This is a genomic window from Flavobacterium sp. KH_035 (genome assembly GCF_057839565.1).
Map to the genome: position 1 here is coordinate 1,791,867 of NZ_CM174492.1, position 18,668 is coordinate 1,810,534.

General features: G+C 36.7%; 9 protein-coding genes. 5 read left to right on the plus strand and 4 right to left on the minus strand.

The window, feature by feature from the left end:
- Positions 1-6: 6 nt before the first annotated feature.
- The 3 genes from cdd to porU form a co-directional block, all read right to left on the minus strand.
- Positions 7-489: a cytidine deaminase gene (gene cdd / locus AC3IS6_RS07820; protein ID WP_489164381.1), complete on the minus strand. Its 483-nt coding sequence runs from the start codon at positions 487-489 to the stop codon at positions 7-9.
- An 86-nt stretch (positions 490-575) separates the two neighbouring features.
- Positions 576-1,784, minus strand: coding sequence for a type IX secretion system outer membrane channel protein PorV (porV, locus tag AC3IS6_RS07825; RefSeq protein ID WP_489164382.1), 1,209 nt, complete (start codon positions 1,782-1,784; stop codon positions 576-578).
- Between the two features lie 41 nt (positions 1,785-1,825).
- Positions 1,826-5,665 (minus strand): type IX secretion system sortase PorU, encoded by a 3,840-nt coding sequence (gene porU / locus AC3IS6_RS07830; protein WP_489164383.1) that lies wholly within the window; start codon positions 5,663-5,665, stop codon positions 1,826-1,828.
- Positions 5,666-5,879: 214 nt separating this feature from the next.
- On the opposite strand from porU, the gene gldJ reads away from it, so the two are divergent.
- Entirely contained in the window at positions 5,880-7,565 is a 1,686-nt protein-coding gene (gene gldJ / locus AC3IS6_RS07835) for a gliding motility lipoprotein GldJ (protein WP_173964329.1), read from the plus strand.
- Positions 7,566-7,672: 107 nt separating this feature from the next.
- Positions 7,673-8,959, plus strand: coding sequence for a UDP-N-acetylmuramoyl-tripeptide--D-alanyl-D-alanine ligase (locus AC3IS6_RS07840; protein ID WP_489164384.1), 1,287 nt, complete (start codon positions 7,673-7,675; stop codon positions 8,957-8,959).
- A 35-nt stretch (positions 8,960-8,994) separates the two neighbouring features.
- On the opposite strand, the gene AC3IS6_RS07845 is transcribed toward AC3IS6_RS07840, so the two are convergent.
- Complete coding sequence (locus AC3IS6_RS07845) at positions 8,995-11,865, minus strand: triple tyrosine motif-containing protein (RefSeq protein WP_489164385.1); 2,871 nt, start codon at positions 11,863-11,865, stop codon at positions 8,995-8,997.
- A 345-nt stretch (positions 11,866-12,210) separates the two neighbouring features.
- Between AC3IS6_RS07845 and AC3IS6_RS07850 the strand changes: the two genes are divergently transcribed.
- The 3 genes from AC3IS6_RS07850 (at position 12,211) to AC3IS6_RS07860 (ending at position 18,612) form a co-directional block, all read left to right on the plus strand.
- On the plus strand, positions 12,211-15,321 hold the full coding sequence (locus tag AC3IS6_RS07850; RefSeq protein ID WP_489164387.1) for a SusC/RagA family TonB-linked outer membrane protein: 3,111 nt from the start codon (positions 12,211-12,213) through the stop codon (positions 15,319-15,321).
- 14 nt (positions 15,322-15,335) lie between these two features.
- On the plus strand, positions 15,336-16,844 hold the full coding sequence (locus AC3IS6_RS07855; RefSeq protein ID WP_489164388.1) for a RagB/SusD family nutrient uptake outer membrane protein: 1,509 nt from the start codon (positions 15,336-15,338) through the stop codon (positions 16,842-16,844).
- Between the two features lie 313 nt (positions 16,845-17,157).
- On the plus strand, positions 17,158-18,612 hold the full coding sequence (locus AC3IS6_RS07860) for a glycoside hydrolase family 30 protein (protein WP_489164389.1): 1,455 nt from the start codon (positions 17,158-17,160) through the stop codon (positions 18,610-18,612).
- The last annotated feature ends 56 nt before the right edge of the window (positions 18,613-18,668 follow it).

Below are 18,668 nucleotides of genomic sequence, written 5' to 3' on the forward strand. Positions count from 1 at the left end.
TTTTTTTTACAAGAACTTTTTATCAAACATAAAAGGGAGTAAATTTTTTAGGGATGCCGATTTGTAAACTTCACCAATTTCACCCATAAAATAGATTTCGATAGGGGTATCCTGTCTGATCTCGTATTCTGCAATAGATTGTCGACAAGAACCACATGGCGGAATGGGTGCCGTTGTCTGGTTGGTGTCTGAAGCTGCTGTAATGGCTATTTTTAGAATTTTTGCTTCCGGATATACACTCCCGGCATGATAAATGGCAACACGCTCTGCGCATAATCCTGAAGGATAGGCTGCGTTTTCCTGATTAGATCCGATCACTATTTTTCCATTGTCTAAAAGTAAAGCGGCTCCAACCCGAAATTGCGAATAGGGAGCGTAGGCATTTTTACGAACTTCGACTGCCTGACGCATTAAGTCCTGAATGTCGATTGGAAGCTCTTCAAGGTTATTGTAAATGTTAAAGGATGATGTAATGCTTATTTCTTTCATTTGTTTTTAAGGGAAAAAAAATCCAAATCTCTAACTTAATAGAAATTTGGATTGTTATTATTTTTTTATTTTCTTATTTTCTGGTTTTAATAAACTTCGTATTTGTCGCCAAAGTTAAAGGTTAAAGAAAAACGAAGTGTATTTTCTAACGGATTTTTAACTTTTGATGTTGAAAATAAATACGAAACGTCAACTTTTACAACATTATATTTGAATCCGGCTCCTAAAGAGAAGAATTGTCTTGCTCCTTTTTGCGGGCTTTCGTGAAAATATCCTGCACGTAATGCAAATGCATCCTGATACATATATTCTGCACCTACGCTATAAGTGATTTCTTTTAGTTCTTCACTGAAACCTCCTGGTGCATCTCCAAAAGATTTGAAAATTCCAGATACCCATCCGATGTCTTTATAGTTTTTGTAGTTTGATGCATTAGCTTGTTCCTGAGAGATATCTCCAGGATCTGTAAAATCGCCATCGCCATTTGCGTCTACAGGAGTTCCAGGTCCCGGTGGAGTTGGAACTAAAAGTTTGGTGAATTCGACACTAAGACCTACTTTGTTGTAATCGTCTAAGATAAAGTCGAAACCTCCTCCTAATCTAAGATTGGCTGGTAAAAAGTTAGAACTGATATCGTCGTTATCATAGCTTATCTTTTGTCCAAGGTTTTGCAGGTTGAAACCACCTCTCCATCTTCCGTTAAAATCAGAATAGGCAATTTCTTCCGATTGGTAGAATCCGGCAACGTCTACGGCAAAAGAACCTGAGGCTGACGCATCGACATCTTCCGAAGCAATTTTTAGGTTAGAACGAATGTATCTTGCAGCTACTGCCATTGAGAATTTTTCACTTAATTTCAGAGAGTAAGATCCGTCGAAAGCAAATTCATTCGGAGAAACGATTCTTGCAGCTTCATTTGGGTCTCCAGTTGTTCTTAACTCAATATCTCCAAAGCCGAAATAACGGAAACTTCCCGCAAAGGCGCTTCGCTCATTGATTTTGTTGTAGTAGGTTACCTGACCTAATGAAATGTCATTGGCTAAGTCTGTTAAATAAGGAGTGTAGCTGATAGAAAATCCTTGCTTGTCTACAGAGAAAGCATATTTTGCAGGATTCCATTGTTGTGAATAGGCATCGGCTGATGTAGCGACACCCTGATCGGCTAAACCAGCGGCTCTTGCGTCTGCTGCGACTAGTAAAAAAGGTACTCCGGTAGTGATGGGGCGCTCAATGTTTTGGGCTTTTGCGTACGGAATAATTAAAAAACAAATTAATAAAAGTGATATTTTTTTCATTTACGTAATTAATGGAGTTGGTGATACAAATATATAGATTATTATAAGATGACAAGCTTTTCGTATTTTTCTGCCTTTTTATTTGTCAAATTTGATTTGACGGTGAGTTTGTAAATGTATACGCCTTTCCCGATTCGATCACCAAAATCATCCTTTCCGTCCCAGGTTATTTCTCTTGACAAGAAGCCTTCTGTGGTGACTATCTGGTTTTTTGTCCAGACTACTTTTCCTGTTATGGTCATTACCTGAACCTGAACGTCTAAAGGTTCGTAAGGTCTGTTGTGTGAAAACCAAAATTGGGTATAAGTTGAAAAAGGGTTAGGGTAATTAAGAACGTGAGTTAAGGTTAGTGATTCATCTCCAACGACTATAAACTGTATTTCACTGGTTACAGGATTGTTGTAAACATCCCATGCTGTAAAAGTTATAGTGTGCATTCCAGCAGTCAGATTTCGCAATGGAAAACGTAAATTTCCATTGGTGTAATCGTCTAGTTTTGTCTGATAATAATCATTTAGAACAAAAGGATTGCTTACATCGCCATCCAGCACTGCTATAATATCATGCCCGATTCCGCTTGCTGTATTGATTCCGTTTTCATCTTCAAGAAACGCTAATAAAAATGGCGATTCGTTTGTAATTCCTCCCGATACAAAAGTTTCATCGTTCATATATAACTTCACTTTTGGACTTATATTGTCTTGTGGAGCATTTTCATTTATTCCTCCAATTTTTATATTGGTGTTGTAACCTGTTTGGTTTTCAAGTATTTGGATCTTCTTTGAGTAAAAGCTAATTCGGCCGTAATCAACAGGAACGCGAATGTCTCTTGGTACGACAAAGCTAAATTCAAACTGACCGTTAGTTACCGATGCATTTCCTCTGAAAATAGTTTCACCTAATATTTTGAATGACATTGCAGGGCTATATCCATCGTTATTCAGGGTTGTGGTTGTGATTAATTTGTCGAAAATAGCTGTTGCTAATTCGCCATTGTAATTGCTTAAAAGGTTGTTGTTCTCGTCGGTAATTTCTCCTGTGATCTTGATTTTTGATAATGATTTAAAATCGGGAATTGCCTGAGAAATTGCAATATCATTGATTTTTGTTAAATTGATTTTTGGTTTCGGAATGGCCAGCATCAAGGCAGGATCTCCAATGTAAAAAATAACATTACTGGCAGAGCTTGGGTTTTCGTTTTTAGAAATTCGGAGCGCTTCTGCGATGGTAGTGTATTGACTTGATCCGTAAGAAAGTAGGTTTTTGTTAAGGCTGTCGTTAAAGTTTTCGGCATTGTATTGTCCGATGGCGCGAATGGTGGTTAGCATTGAAATGGCGCCGCCTTTCGGATTCCAAAAAGTGTATTCCCCTGCGGTTGGTCTTGTAGGGTCGTCAAATCTTGAAAACTCGCAGGTTATGGTAATAAATAAAGGGTATTTGTATTGATTGCTTAGGTTTTGGCCATCTGATTTTTCCCAGATTCGTTCGCCTGCGAGGCCATCTTCTCCACCATGTCCAAGATAGTTGAAAACTAAAGCACCTTTTTCAAAAGCATTAAACATATCAGTTCTGGCTTTAGGGTATCTTGCGCCTCCTGCAGAAGCTTCCTGAGTGTAAGAGTCGAGAAGGATTTTGTCGATATTAAAGAATGGTTTTTGGGTAGAGATTGCATCGGCAAGGTTGTTTTGGCGGGATTGCAGACTCGCATCTGAAGGCCCGTCGGAGTCATCGCTTATCATGACAATGTTGTTGCGCCAGTTTCCAAATGATTTTTGGTCGTGGTACTCTAAAACTTTATTGACCATTTCGCCTGCCTGTGCATTGTCTGAAATTAACATTCTGCCTACTGCGATATCAATTCCTCCAAAAGGAAAAACGACAACTCCTTCGTTGGTATCCATTAGCCCGTAAAAATCATCAGATGCAAATGAGGCTTCTCCGGTAGAGTTGCTAATTGCAGATTGATATATAGGTACGATGTTGGTGTTGTTTGTAATTCGATCTTTATAGTCAAATGAGGCGTCTCCGAATAAGTTTACATATTTAAGTTTTTTGTCGGGAGATGAAGCATTATTATAAAGGTATCGAATGCAATTTCGGATGGCTGCTACATCTTGTTTTCCTGAAGAGAATTCCTGATAGATATTTTCTAATGTAATTACTTTTACATTTAAATTGGAGTTAAGTCGGTGAAAATTGGCTAGTTTTTCCGCTTGGGAAGTTAGAAATTTCGGAGTTATAATAACGTAGTCGATATCCTGAAAGCTATTTTGGGCATTCCTGAAAAGTGTTCCTTTTAAGTTTTGATTAACGATTTTAGATTGGTTCTCTTTTGAAGGAGCAAAATAATCTGCGGGGTCAATCGCTATGTATTTTCTGACTTCTCCTAAAGATGCTTTAAAGCTAAAATTGGTTTGGCGGGAGTTTTCTATTTTTAAGGTATTGGTTGGATCTGTGATATCCCAAATTTGAGAAATACTGGCGGCGTTTCCTATAGTGTAATTGACTATTCCTGGGGTTGAACCTGCTAAGTCGTATTGAAATTTAAATTGTTTGCCGGTGCCCAGGAGTTTTCTTTTCGCAATTAGATTAATGAAATCAAGGTATCCTTTTGATCCCGGAACACCATTGTTCGTATAAGTAAGTTTTATTTTTACATTTTCGGCTCCGGTAAAGGCTGCATTAGCGGGTAGTTCCTGAGCGTAAAATTTTATATCGGAATTGAGGACCAATGGTTGAAAATTGAGATTGCCAATATTTTGTCCGTTGGCGGAAATGGCAAACGAAGTAGGAGTATATGCCGCCGAAGCCGCTTTGACGTCTATTTTAATAGGAGTCGATGTGTCAATATTTGGAAAGTTGAAGTTGAACTCCTGTTCCTGAGTAATGTCGAAAGATTCGCCATACCATTCGCGGCCTAAGTGAGCGATGTTTGTTTTGTCGATCTCATGAAACTGGTAATCGTCAAAAGTGTTTAATTCTAAAGTGCTGTTTCCGGTTGGTTGATTTAACGGGGAGATTCGTTTTCCGTCGCCGCCTGTAATGGTGATGTAATAGTAAGACTTGGTGTCGTACAGGTTTAAGTTGGTCTGGCTTTCTGTATTCCAGTTTTCAATTCCTTCACCATAAAAAAGAATGTAATCTTCGTTGTTGAAAACGCCATCTGCTTCACCGATAATCTGAATGGCATTTTCTGCCAGATCCTCCGGATAATAAACATTGTTGGCCAGAGGAAGCATTTTTCCTCCATTTCCATAGATTTTGATTCTTCTTGGGTCCGTTTTTCCCGGGTCAAATCCCAAGCTTTGTAAAAAGGATCTGGAGATTTTATAAACGCCCGATTTTTCGATGTAAAAGCGGTACCAGTCTCCGGAAGATAATATAGAATTGTAGACCGTATTTGTTTTTTGAAAAGAAGAAGAGGTGTTGCTTTTTGTTGCTGTGTTGGTGGTTGTGCTGTAAGAAAAAGATCGTATTCTTTTAAAGCTGTTTCCTTCTTTGATAATAGGTGACAAAGATAAGAACACCTGTTTCAGGTCTCTTGAAGTGGTCGTTTTTAAGGTTTCATTTGGTTTTTCAGGGATGTTTTCAAGTGAAAGATCACCAAGATCAGTAATTGAAACAGATTCGTAAATAATGTTAGAAATTTGAATCGAATTGTAGTTTGTGTAACCTGATTCAGTCAGATTCAGTAATAATATTATGCTTTTTTTAGTAGTATCATACCGAAAACCGTTTCCTGAAAAGTACGGTATTTTTAATTTTGAGTCGCCAAAGCTCATCTCTTTTTTGTTTTGCCAATCTAACGTAAAGCCTCCATTTATCTGGGAAAATGAGATAAAGGGAATAAGAAAAAGGTATAAAATCAGGGCTTGTTTCATTAGTGGATAAAACGGTTTTTAATTAAAAATATTTTAGTAGGTAAAAATATAGTATTTCATGTTATAGTAAATAATAAAAAGTATATTTTTGCGTTCGTAACAATAGGTTATTTTCTGGTAAAAAACAGCTAAATAAAATTATTAGACCGGATGTTGCTAATTAAATGTTAATTATTATATTGCAGCACCTAAATTTATCACCTACAGAATGAGTATGAAAGTAAACAAAATTGTAGTCTTGCAATTAATGATGTCAATGGTATTGATGTTAGGCACGGCTAGTTGTAGCAAAAAATCGAGTTCCAGTCATGCTTCCAGGGCAACTGGTTGGGACGTAGACAGTCAGAATGGAACTGCTGCCAGAAATGCAGGAAAAAAACAACAGGCTGGTCCTGGTTTAGTTTTTGTTGAAGGAGGTACATTTACAATGGGTAAAGTACAGGATGATGTTATGCACGATTGGAATAACACACCAACTCAACAACACGTTCAGTCATTCTATATGGATGAAACTGAAGTTACCAACGGTATGTACTTAGAATACCTAGAGTGGTTAAAGAAAGTTTTCCCACCAACAGAAGAAAATTACAAGAACATTTACGAAGGAGCATCTCCTGATACTCTTGTGTGGAGAAATCGTTTAGGATATAACGAAACGATGACAAACAACTACTTGAGACACCCATCTTACGCAAACTACCCGGTAGTAGGTGTAAACTGGATTCAGGCTGTTGAATTTGCTAAATGGAGAACTGACCGTGTGAACGAAGCAGTTTTAGAAAAAAACGGTTACCTTAAAAAAGGAGCAAAAACTCAGGATGTTAGCGCTGAAAGTTTATTTAATACAGAAGGTTATGTTGCCTCTCCAAGTACTACTTACGGTGGTAACGAAGAACTTGTATTAAAGAAAAATCCTAACGGAAGAAGACCTAAAGCAGGTAAAGATGGAGTAGTTCCGGAAGAGAAAAATGTGTACGCACAACGTTCTTCAGGTATTATCTTACCGGAGTACAGACTTCCTACCGAAGCAGAGTGGGAGTATGCTGCTGCTGCTGACGTTGGACAAAGAGAATACAACATCTATAAAGGACAAAAGAAATATCCTTGGTCCGGAGATTATACGCGTTCTTCAAAACGTAAAAACAAAGGAGATCAATTGGCTAACTTTAAACAAGGAAACGGTGACTACGGTGGAATTGCAGGTTGGTCTGATGATGGAGCAGATATTACAAATTCTGTAAAAAGCTACGCTCCTAATGATTTCGGATTGTACGATATGGCTGGAAACGTAGCCGAATGGGTTGCCGATGTTTACAGACCTATTATTGATAACGAAGCAAATGATTTTAACTACTTTAGAGGAAATCAATATGCTAAAAACAAAATCGGGAAAGATGGTAAAATTGAAATTATCACTAAAGATAATATTCAATACAAAACATTAAGTAACGGTAAAAAAATTGCAACAAATTTACCTGGAGAAATTGCTCAGGTTCCAGTTGATGAAAATGAAACTTATCTAAGAACAAACTTCGATACTAGTAACAACATCAATTACAGAGATGGTGACAAACAATCTTCTAAGTATTTTGATTTTGGAGATTCTGAATCAGGATCTAAAGCAGATCAGACGATGTACAACTCTCCTAAGCACAATATCACTACAGATAGTTTAGGTCAGATGGTTAAAAAATATGACAACTCAAGTAAACGTACAACATTAATCGATGATAATGTAAGAGTTTACAAAGGAGGTTCATGGAGAGACAGAGCTTATTGGTTGGATCCGGGTCAAAGAAGATATTTCCCTCAGGATATGGCAACTGATTATATCGGATTTAGATGTGCGATGTCTAGAGTAGGAGCTAAATCTGAAAAAAGAAAATCGCCTAGAAACTAAATTCTGGCAAATTCAATAAAAAAATTCCAAATTCCAACTGATTTACTCAGCTTTTGGAATTTGGAATTTTTTTATTGCTTATTTTTAATATGTAAATATTTTTATAAATGAATATCCAGGACATTCATAGCTTGTTTTTAAAATGCAAATCAGTTTCAATTGATACCAGAAAAATTGAGAAGGATTCTATGTTTTTTGCCATTAAAGGTGAAAATTTTGATGCTAATACGTTTGCTGATCAAGCAATAGAATTAGGTGCTTTATTTGTTGTTATTGATAATGCGGCTTATGCTATTGACGACAGAACAATTCTGGTTGAAAACAGCTTAGAAACGTTGCAGGAATTAGCTAGGTATCACAGAGCTTATTTAAAACTTCCAATTATTGCCCTGACGGGAAGTAACGGGAAAACAACTACCAAAGAACTTATCAATGTAGTTTTGTCGAAAAAATATAAAACCAAAGCAACAGTTGGAAATTTAAATAACCATATTGGTGTTCCCTTAACTTTGTTGTCTTTTACAAAAGATACAGAAATTGGAATCGTTGAAATGGGCGCTAATCATAAGAAAGAAATAGCATTCTTATGTGATATTGCACAGCCTGATTTTGGTTATATCACCAATTTTGGAAAGGCACACCTCGAAGGTTTTGGCGGTGTTGAAGGGGTGATTATTGGGAAAAGCGAGATGTACCAGTATTTAGCAAAAAAGGATAAAATTGCTTTTGTTAATCTGGAAGATCCAATTCAGATTGAAAAATCGGCGGGAATTAAGTCTTTTACTTTTGGGGTAAACAATGCTCAGGCAAACTTAAACATCAAGAATATTAAGGCTAACCCTTTTGTTGTGATCGAATACGATAACTTTAATGTTAAATCACATTTAATAGGGCTTTACAATGCAAATAACATTAATGCGGCTGTAGCAATAGGGTCTTATTTTAAAGTTGAAGATACTGCAGTAAAACACGCTATCGAGAATTATATTCCGGAGAATAATAGGTCTCAGCTCTTGAAGAAAGGATTAAACGAAATTATTCTAGACGCCTACAATGCAAATCCGAGTAGTATGGCGGTGGCGATTGCCAATTTCCTGCAATTGGAAAACGGGAATAAGGTTATGATTTTAGGAGATATGTTTGAGCTTGGTGATGAAAGCAGGCAGGAGCACCAATTAATTGTGGATTCATTATCAGATCAGGATAAATCCATTTGTTATCTGATAGGGAAATCTTTTTACGAAACGAAAGTAAGCAGAGATAATCTTCATTTTTTTGAAACCTTCGATACTTTTGCGGAGTTTTTAAAGACGATACATTTTGAAGAAAATACAATTCTGATAAAAGGCTCCAGGGGAATGGCTTTGGAACGAACGTTGGAATTTATTAATTAACAAAAGGGCATTCTGTAAAGAATGCCTTTTTGCTTTTAAATACTCATTAAAAAACCAATCAGGTTTTCTTTTTTATTCAGTCCTAGCTTTTTTCTCAGTCGATAACGGGCTAGTTCGACTCCTCCGGTAGAAATATTCATAATTTCGGCTATTTCTTTCGTTGACATATTCATAAGTAAATAGGTCGATAAATCCAGTTCACGTGGGGATATCGTCGGATATTTTTCTTTTAAGCGTTTTAAAAATTCAAAATGCACATTTTTAATGTGTTTTTCAAGGTCTTTCCAGCTTTTGTCAGTGTTGACTTCTTTGACAATGCTTTTGTTTAATTTACTCACTTGAAATTTTGTTGATTCGTCAAGAGCTTCAATATCAATTTCTTTGAGTTTGTGTATGATTCCGTTCAGGATCTTGTTTTTCTTCACTACTTGTAAAGAGTTGTTTACGAGTTCTTTGTCTTTTGCCAGAATTTTGATTTGTAGTTTGTCATTTTTTAGTTTTTCAATTTCTTTTGCCAGCTCATATTGTTCTTGTTTTATTTTTGATTCTTTTTCGAGATACAGCTTTCTTTGTAGAAGGATTTCATAGAGTTTGTTTTTTCGAATTTTTACTTTTATTCGATTGGAAACGAGGTAAATTAAGATTATAAGTAATAAAAAATAGAGCATAAAGGCTAAAAAGTGCCTGTACCAGGGCGGCGCAATCGTAAATAAAAGCGTCGACGGTTCGGACTGTATTCCGTAACTATTTCTAACCTTAACGTTCATCGTATATTCTCCTTCCCGAAGGTTGGTGTATTCTTTTATAGAAATGGTAGACCAATTGCTCCATTTATCATCAAAAGGCTCTAGCTGATAAGAGAATTGCACATTTTCCAGATTTTCGTAGGTAGGAGAGGAGAATGTAAAGCGTACATGGTTTGACGAATAAGGAATGCGAATTTTTTTTATTTTATTTTGATTGTTCCCCAAAACAATTGTGTCACCGGGAAATGAAAAGCTTCGGATGAAAGCCTTTGGTTTGGTTACAAAATTGGTTAATAATTTAGAATTATAATGCGCCAGTCCATCTGTTAGTCCTATAAAAATGTTTTGAGGGTCAATGGTGTTTATAGATAAATAGTTGCTCACCAGATTGCCTGTTAAATTCGAGAATGGTACAACAACATTTTTGTAGGTATTGTTTTCTTTCATTAAGACTCCAATAGACTCGTCAAAGGCATACCATAAATTAGATTGGGAATCTTCGCTTAGCGCATTTATAAGAGGTATGTTTTTGAACAGCCTGGATAGCGCCTTGTCTTCAAAAAACAAGTCTTGTTGTTTGACGTACTGATAAAAATGATTGTTGGATTGAAAGTATATTTTGTTGTCAATTTTCTGAATGCTTCCAATGTTTTTGTAAGCAGGAGTTAATTGGTCTATTTTTTTTATGTATGAAAAATGGGTTAGTTCGTCGTTTAAAGACATCCTGTAAATAGACTCATCTCTTTTAAGCCATAAATAAGACTCGTCAACCTCGAAACTGTTGGATGATTTGTCAAAACCGTTAATCTGATTTTTATATACTAAACCGCCTGCTGTTTTTTCAAAAATGGCAAATCCATCATAATTTGAGCCGATAAAATAGGTGGGGCGATTTGGGATCCTCTTAAAACCATAGTAACCTTTTGAATCGATCATTCGGGTTACTTTTCCTTCCTTTATAACTAATGCCCCTCTGTTGTTTGAACATATAAGTTCATTTTCTATCACTTGTACATTCCAGGTTTGTGCGGTTGTTCCTTCTACAAGTTTAAAAACCCCTTCTTTAGAAGTATTGTTCCAGGCATGATAAAAAAGACCCTGATTGGTTGCCACATATAAATTTCCCTGATCAATTACAGAAGCATAAACGGTACTGATGTCGTAGCTGAATCCAAAATAGGTAAAGGGAGAGTTTTCGTTAATGTAGGCAATACCGTTGTCCAGGCCAAGCCAGAGATTGCTCTTGTTGTCTATAAAAGAAGTCAGGATGGTATTGTTTTGCAGTCCTTTTTTACGGTTAACATGTTGAATGATTTTACCGTTAAAGTCGCAAATAATCACACCGTCTAAGACTGAATTTAAAACAATAAAGTTGTTCTTAATAATAGATCCGCCAAGAGAATTGTTCTTTTTTACAAAATCATTGGCTTCCGTATTCCATGGTTTTATAGTGTTGTTTTCGTAGAGAAATAATCCTTTTTCAAGGGTAATTATTAGTGTTTTGTTTTTCTCTAACGGATACATGGCCCAAATCTCAGTATTGTTTAGGGACTTAGTGTTGGGTAAAGTATAGAGTCGATTGTTTCGGTACTCTAAAATACCGTTTTCGACATCCTGAAAATAAAGCCTGCCGTTTACCAAAAATGAAAATTGAAAACGTTTTGGTGCTTTTAGGATCGAAAGCTTTCCATTTTTGAAAAGATAAGCTCGTGCAAAGGACTGAAAGACGATCTCATTGTTTATAGCATGAATTTTCCATATAAAATCAATGATCTTGATTTTGTTTTTGTCTACTTTTTGAGCCAATGAGGTGTATTTAAGTCTGCCTTTTGCGTCTGGTTGAAAGTATCCAAACTCATTGTAGCCTCCAACAAAAATTTTTCCTGAAGCGTCAATTTTTAAACAGCGAACTGAGGTTCGATTAGGAAGAGGGTATTTTCGCCATGAAGCTCCATCAAATTGTAAAAGACCATTATTGTTTGCGAAGTAAAGATTTCCATTTTTATCCTGACCAATATTCCAGTTTTGTGTTCCTCCTTTGTATTCGTTACGCTTGTAATTTCTTACATCCGGTAATCCTATGCTTTTAACCTGACCGAAAAACGTAATTGAGAATAAAGTAAAAAAAGTTATAATAAAATGTGATTTTATCAATTTCATGTTTTTTTTGAGTTGTTATGGTTTTTGGTGGTTAAGTTGTTTGTTTTTAATTGTTTATGGTGTGTTTTTGCCTACTATCACGATGTAGGAGCCTGTTTTTTTTATAAAAATAAGCATTAAAGGGTAAGTGTAGTGTTTGTTTTTGAAATTAACATTTTGATAACATCTTAAAATTAAATATTAATTAGTTGTAAATTAGTTGTTTATAAAAAAAATGATGTGTTTTTGTATGGCATGTAAATTTAGTTTGATGTGTTTTTGTAGTGAATGTTAATTGCCGATAGTAGAAATTTAGGATTATTATTGCATCAAATTACTAATTAATTAACCAAAATTTTTAGAAAAATGAAATTAACAAAATTACTTACTTTTTGTATTTCGTCTCTATTGTTTTCAGTTATCGCAATGGCACAGGATATTACGGTAAGCGGAACCATAAATGATGAAAGTGGAATGCCAGTTCCGGGTGCGTCTATTTTATTAAAAGGCACAACCAAAGCAACAGCATCTGATTTTGATGGAAAATTCCAAATACAAGTTCCTTCAAATGGAACGTTAACGATCACTTTTATTGGATATGCTCCAGTTAATGAAGCTGTAAATGGAAGAACAAAAATTTCAATTAAGTTAATACCGGAATCACAGTCGTTAAATGAGGTTGTGGTAGTCGGATATGGTACTCAAAAGAAATCAGTGGTCACAGGAGCAATCTCCAGCGTAAAATCTGCCGATTTGGAAAAAGTGCCAAATGGTAGAGTGGAACAATCTTTACAAGGTAGAGTCGCCGGTGTATCAGTAGCTGCTACATCAGGACAACCGGGCTCTGCTTCAAAAGTTCGTGTTAGAGGTGTAACTACTTTTAGAGAAGGAGGTAATGATCCTCTATGGGTTGTTGATGGTATTGCTGTAGATGCAAACGCAATTGGTTTTATCAATCAGAGTGATATCGAGTCTATCGAAGTCCTTAAAGATGCTGCTTCTGCCGCAATCTATGGTACTCGTGCTGCAACCGGGGTTATTCTGGTAACCACTAAAAAAGGAAAGTCAGGAAAAATTTCTGTGAATTATAATGGTTTTGCAGGGACTTCAGCTCCGGCAAAAAGATTGGATCTGTTAAATGCGGAGCAATATGGAAGAATAATGAATGATAAGTCTGTAGCAGACGGTGGTGCTATCAAGTATCCTAATCCGGCATCGTTAGGAAAAGGTACAGATTGGCAGGATGCGATTTTTAATAATTCTGCTTTTAGATATACACATGAATTAAGCATCAGCGGAGGTAGTGAAAAATCTACTTTTTATGTTTCTTTCGGAATACAGGATCAGGAAGGAATTGTTGCAACAGATATTTCAAACTATACCAAGAAAAACTTCCGTTTAAACTCTACCCATAAAATTTCGGACTACTTTACGTTTGGACAAACTTTTGGTTATACGCATCAAAAAACCAAAGGTATCGGAAACACAAACAGCGAGTTTGGAGGTCCTTTAAGTTCGGCAATTAACTTAGATCCGCTTACCCCGTTAACCGTGACAGATCCGGCAGTTGCAGGTACTGGTTTTTACACCAATCCAAATGCAGTTAGAGATGCAAACGGAAATCTTTACGGAATTTCGTCATTGGTACAACAGGAGATGACCAATCCTTTGGCTTATACTCAGACAAGACTGGGAGGTTTTGACTGGTCAGATGATTTTGTTGGAAACGCTTATTTAGAGGCAAACATCACAAGTCATTTAAAATTTAGAACTACACTTGGTGGTAAGATCGCTTATTGGGGGAAACAAGGTTTTACTCCGATCTTCTTCTTAAATCCAAACATGAAAGAGGACCGAAACAATTACAGTCAGGACAATAACAAATCATTCTCTTGGACTCTTGAAAATACATTGGCGTACTCTAATAAGTTTGGTAGTCATAGTGTAAATGTTTTGGCAGGGCAAGGTGCTTATGTGGAAAACATTGGGGGTACGATTGGGGTAACTATGTTTGGTTTGCCAATTACAAGCTACAAAGATGCGTCTTTCAATTTTGATATTCCTCAAACGGATCGTGTAAACAGAGCAACTGATCTTGTAGAACATAAATTAGCGTCCTTGTTTTTGCGCGCCAATTATGATTATTTAGAAAAATATCTTTTTACAGGGATCATTCGTCGTGACGGATCGACCCGTTTTGGTGAGAACAAAAAATGGGGTGTTTTTCCATCATTCTCTTTAGGATGGGTGATTTCGAAAGAAGGCTTCTGGAAAGAGAATAATGCAGTGAATAGTTTAAAATTGCGAGGCGGATATGGAGTTGTTGGTAATGATAATATAGAGGATTTCAAATACAGAGGTTTGGTTGTTGGAGGATACAATTATTCTGTTGGAAATACAGGTTCAATCACAACCGGTTATGGAAACTCTACTTTACCTAACGCAGATTTAGGATGGGAAGAAACCTCACAGACTACAGTAGGTCTTGATGCAAAGATTTTTAGTGATTTTTCTCTAACTCTGGATTACTTCAAAAAGAGCACGAAAGGAATTTTAAGAAATGTTGTTATTCCGGGATATGTTGGAGTTGTTGATGCTCCTTCGGCTAATATTGCAGATATGGATAACAGTGGTTTTGAAGTTGAATTGGGCTACAGAAAAAAACTTGGGGATTTCAATTTGGGGATTAATGCCAATTTTGCCTATTTAAAAAATGAAATCACTTACGTTGGATCGTCTACCAATTACATTGTTGGAGACGCTACTTTCCAGTCTATGGGACCGGTAACAAGAACACAGGTTGGTCATTCATTCAATGAGTTTTATGGTTTTAAAACAGCAGGTATTTTTCAGAATGATGCCGAAGTTGCTGCCTACAAAAATGCTGCAGGAGGTTTAATTCAGCCAAATGCCAAACCGGGAGATTTCCGTTGGACAGATACCAATGGTGACGGAGCCATTACAGATGATGACAAACAATTCTTAGGAACTAATATCCCAAAATATAGTTTTGGATTTACTGTAAATCTGGATTATAAAAACTTTGATTTCATGGCATTTGCTCAGGGAGCTGCGGGAAGTAAAATTTTTCAGGGATTACGAAGACTGGATATCCTGAATGCAAACTATCAGACAAGCGCTTTAGGACACTGGTCAGGAGAAGGAACTTCAAATGATTATCCTAGATTAACAAATAATGATCCAAATAAAAACTTCAGTAATATGTCTGATTTTTATCTTGAAAACGGCAATTACCTGCGTTTAAAAATCGTTCAGCTTGGATACACACTTCCGACTAACTTATCTTCTAAGATCGGTTCAGACAAAGTTCGTTTTTACTTAACGGGAGAAAACTTGCTCACTTTTACGAAATACAGTGGATTTGATCCGGAAATTGGAGGACAGGTTTATGGTGTAGATAAGGGAGTTTATCCACAAGCCAGATCTATTTTGTTAGGAGCTAACGTTCAATTCTAAAAATTAAAAGCATCATGAAAACTATAAAATTTAAATACTTATACATTGCTGCTGCAATGGCTGTTCTTGGATCTTGTTCTGAAGATTTTGTAACGATTGATCCGCAGGGAAAATTTGATACCAGTACTTATTTCTCTAACGAACAACAATGTTACGCCGCATTAATGGGAGTTTACGATCCAATAAGAAAAAATACCGGCGGTTTCGAAAACCTTGTCGCAATGCTAAATGCCGGATCGGACGATTTCTATGCCGGAGGCGGAAGCGCGACAGACGGAAACGGAATCCAGAATTTCTCTACGCACTCTCTTACTTCTATCAGTATTCCGGGAAGTTACTGGAACGATCATTACCAGGGAGTTTCAAGAGCAAATATTTTATTAGATAAACTTCCGGGCGCTACTATGAGCGAAACGGTAAGAGCCAGATTTGCTGCAGAAGCTAAAACCTTACGTGCACTTTACTATTTCAATTTAGTGCGATTGTTTAAAAACATTCCTTTGGTTTTGGTGCCTTTAAATACGCAGACTATTTTCGACCCGGAGCAAGTTGCGCCAACGGTAATTTATGCACAAATTGAAAAAGATTTATTAGAAGCTATTGCTGCTTTGCCTAATACCGTTGTTGCCGAGACTGAAGCCGGGAGATTGAACAAAGGGGCAGCACAAGCGATATTAGGAAAAGTATATTTGTTTGAAGGTAAAAATCCTGAGGCAGCGGCTGTTTTAGCACAAGTAAATGGTACACCGGGGCAGGTAAATCAATACGGAAATAAATTACTATCTGAGTTTAGTGATCTGTGGGTGACTACTAATAAATTTAATGCAGAGTCATTATTAGAAGTATCTCATACCAGCGCAGGGAATTCTGACTGGACATTTTGGGGAACAGGTAGAGATGAAGGAAATACACTAAACATTATGGTTGGACCAAGAGGATATTCAAGACCAACAGGTTCTACTGCGCCTGATCTTCCTTCAGGATGGGCTTTTAATGTGGCTACTCAAAAGCTGTATGACGTAATGAAAGATGATCCAAGATTTGGAGCTACTATATTAGATTTAAAAGCTTTAAAAGCAGCAGGTAAGGCAAACTACATTCCGGCTTATCAGGATACCGGTTACTTCCTTAACAAATACCTTCCAAGACAGTCAGACGTTCGTACTGGTGGAGGTAATGCGGAGTTGAACTACAAACAAAATTCTTATATAATCAGACTTGCTGACACCTATTTAATGGAAGCCGAGGCTTTAGGATCAGGAGCCAGAGCGCAGGCATTGCTTGACGAAGTTAGAAAAAGAGCGCATTTGCCTTCAGTTCCTGTAACCTTAGCGGCAATTAAAAACGAGAGAAGAATGGAGTTAGCCGGTGAGGGGCATCGATTTTTTGATTTGGTACGTTGGGGAGATGCAGCCTCTGCACTGGCCGACAGAGGGTTTAATGCCGGTACAGACGAAATTTTCCCGATACCTTATACAGAACTTAATGGTACAAAGTTGAAACAAAATCCGAATTACCAATAGAGCACTGGTAGTTCAAAAACTAAAAATAATCCAGCTATAAAGGGTATTCCTAATGACGCCTTTAGCATTAGGAATACCAGATAGTTGCGATAATAAAGCAACAGCAATTTCTTCGCTGTTCGCAACACTACGATAACAAGCGTTGAAAGACGCTGAAAAGGAAGTTTTGAGTTAAGTTTAAGTTTGGTTGGCAATAGCCCATAATCAGTATGAGTATGGGCTATTTTTAAATCTCTTAAATGGCCAGAGCTATTTTTATTGAAAAGAGTTCAGTAAGAAAATCGATTTTAGAATTAAAAATAATACTGTAAGAATGAGAAAAAATAGTTTTAAAATACTATGTTTTTTGTTTTCGTTGTCGGCTTTTGCACAACAGCCTAAAACAAAAAAAGAATTTACAACCACTGGGAAAAAGATAACGGTTTATACCACTGCCGAAAATTCAAATTTGAGGTTGGCTTCTACCGCTAATCTAAGTTTTTCATCGGCAAAACAGCCGCTTGAAATCGAGGCCTCTATTTTTGTAGAACCGTCTAAAAAATTTCAGACTTTCATGGGAATCGGAGGAGCCATTACCGATGCAAGTGCCGAAGTTTTTGCTAAACTTTCAAAAGAAAAACAAACTGAATTCTTAAATGCCTACTACGATAAAGAAAAAGGGATAGGCTATTCATTGCTAAGAACCACAATCCAAAGTTCTGATTTTAGCAGTGGAAGCTATTCTTATATCAAAGAAGGAGATAAAGATTTAAAAACGTTTTCGATTGATCACGACAAGCAATATCGTATTCCGTTGATCAAACAGGCTATAAAAACGGCGGGTGGGAAATTAACTACTTATGCAGCGCCATGGTCGCCAAATGCTTTTATGAAAAGCAATAAAGATGTCTTGAAAGGCGGAACCTTATTACCGGAATACTATCAGACGTGGGCCAACTTTTATGTCAAATTTATAAAAGCCTATGAAAAAGAAGGAATTCCAATTTGGGGAACTTCTACTCAAAATGAGCCCATGGCAGTACAGAAATGGGAATCGTGTATTTATACCGCTGAGGAAGAAAGAGACTTTATTAAAAACTTCCTTGGACCGACTTTAAAAAAGGAGCAATTAAATAAGGTTAAAATTATTGCCTGGGACCATAATCGTGATTTAATGAATTACAGAGCAAATGTGATTTATACAGATCCAGAAGCATCAAAATATGTATGGGGAATGGGGTTTCACTGGTACGAAAACTGGTCTGGAGGAGCATCTATGTTTGACAACGTAGCCAAAGTAAATGAAGCCTATCCCGACAAAGGATTGCTATTTACAGAAGGTTGTGTAGAAAAATTTGATGCTAAAAAATACCAATTTTGGGGCAATGGAGAACGTTATGGAATTTCTATGATTAATGATTTTAACAATGGAACGGCCGGATGGACAGACTGGAACATTCTTTTAGATCAAAATGGAGGACCTAATCATGTGGGTAATTTTTGCTTTTCACCTATTCACGCCGATACTACAACCGGAGAATTAATCTACACTCCATCTTATTATTACATCGGACATTTTTCAAAATTTATTCACTTAAATGCCGTGAGAGTAAGTTCTGCCGTAAGCAGAAGCGCTTTGTTAAGTACTTCATTTTTAAATGCAGATGGTAAAATGGCAACTGTTGTAATGAATCAGACAGACAAAGATGTGACCTACAATTTAATCATAGCTGCTGAACAGGCTGTATTAAAAATTCCGGCACATGCGATACAAACACTTGTTTATTAGTGTGCTTTTACAATTGAGGGGCTAATCTGATCTTCAGGATTGATCCTCAATTGATT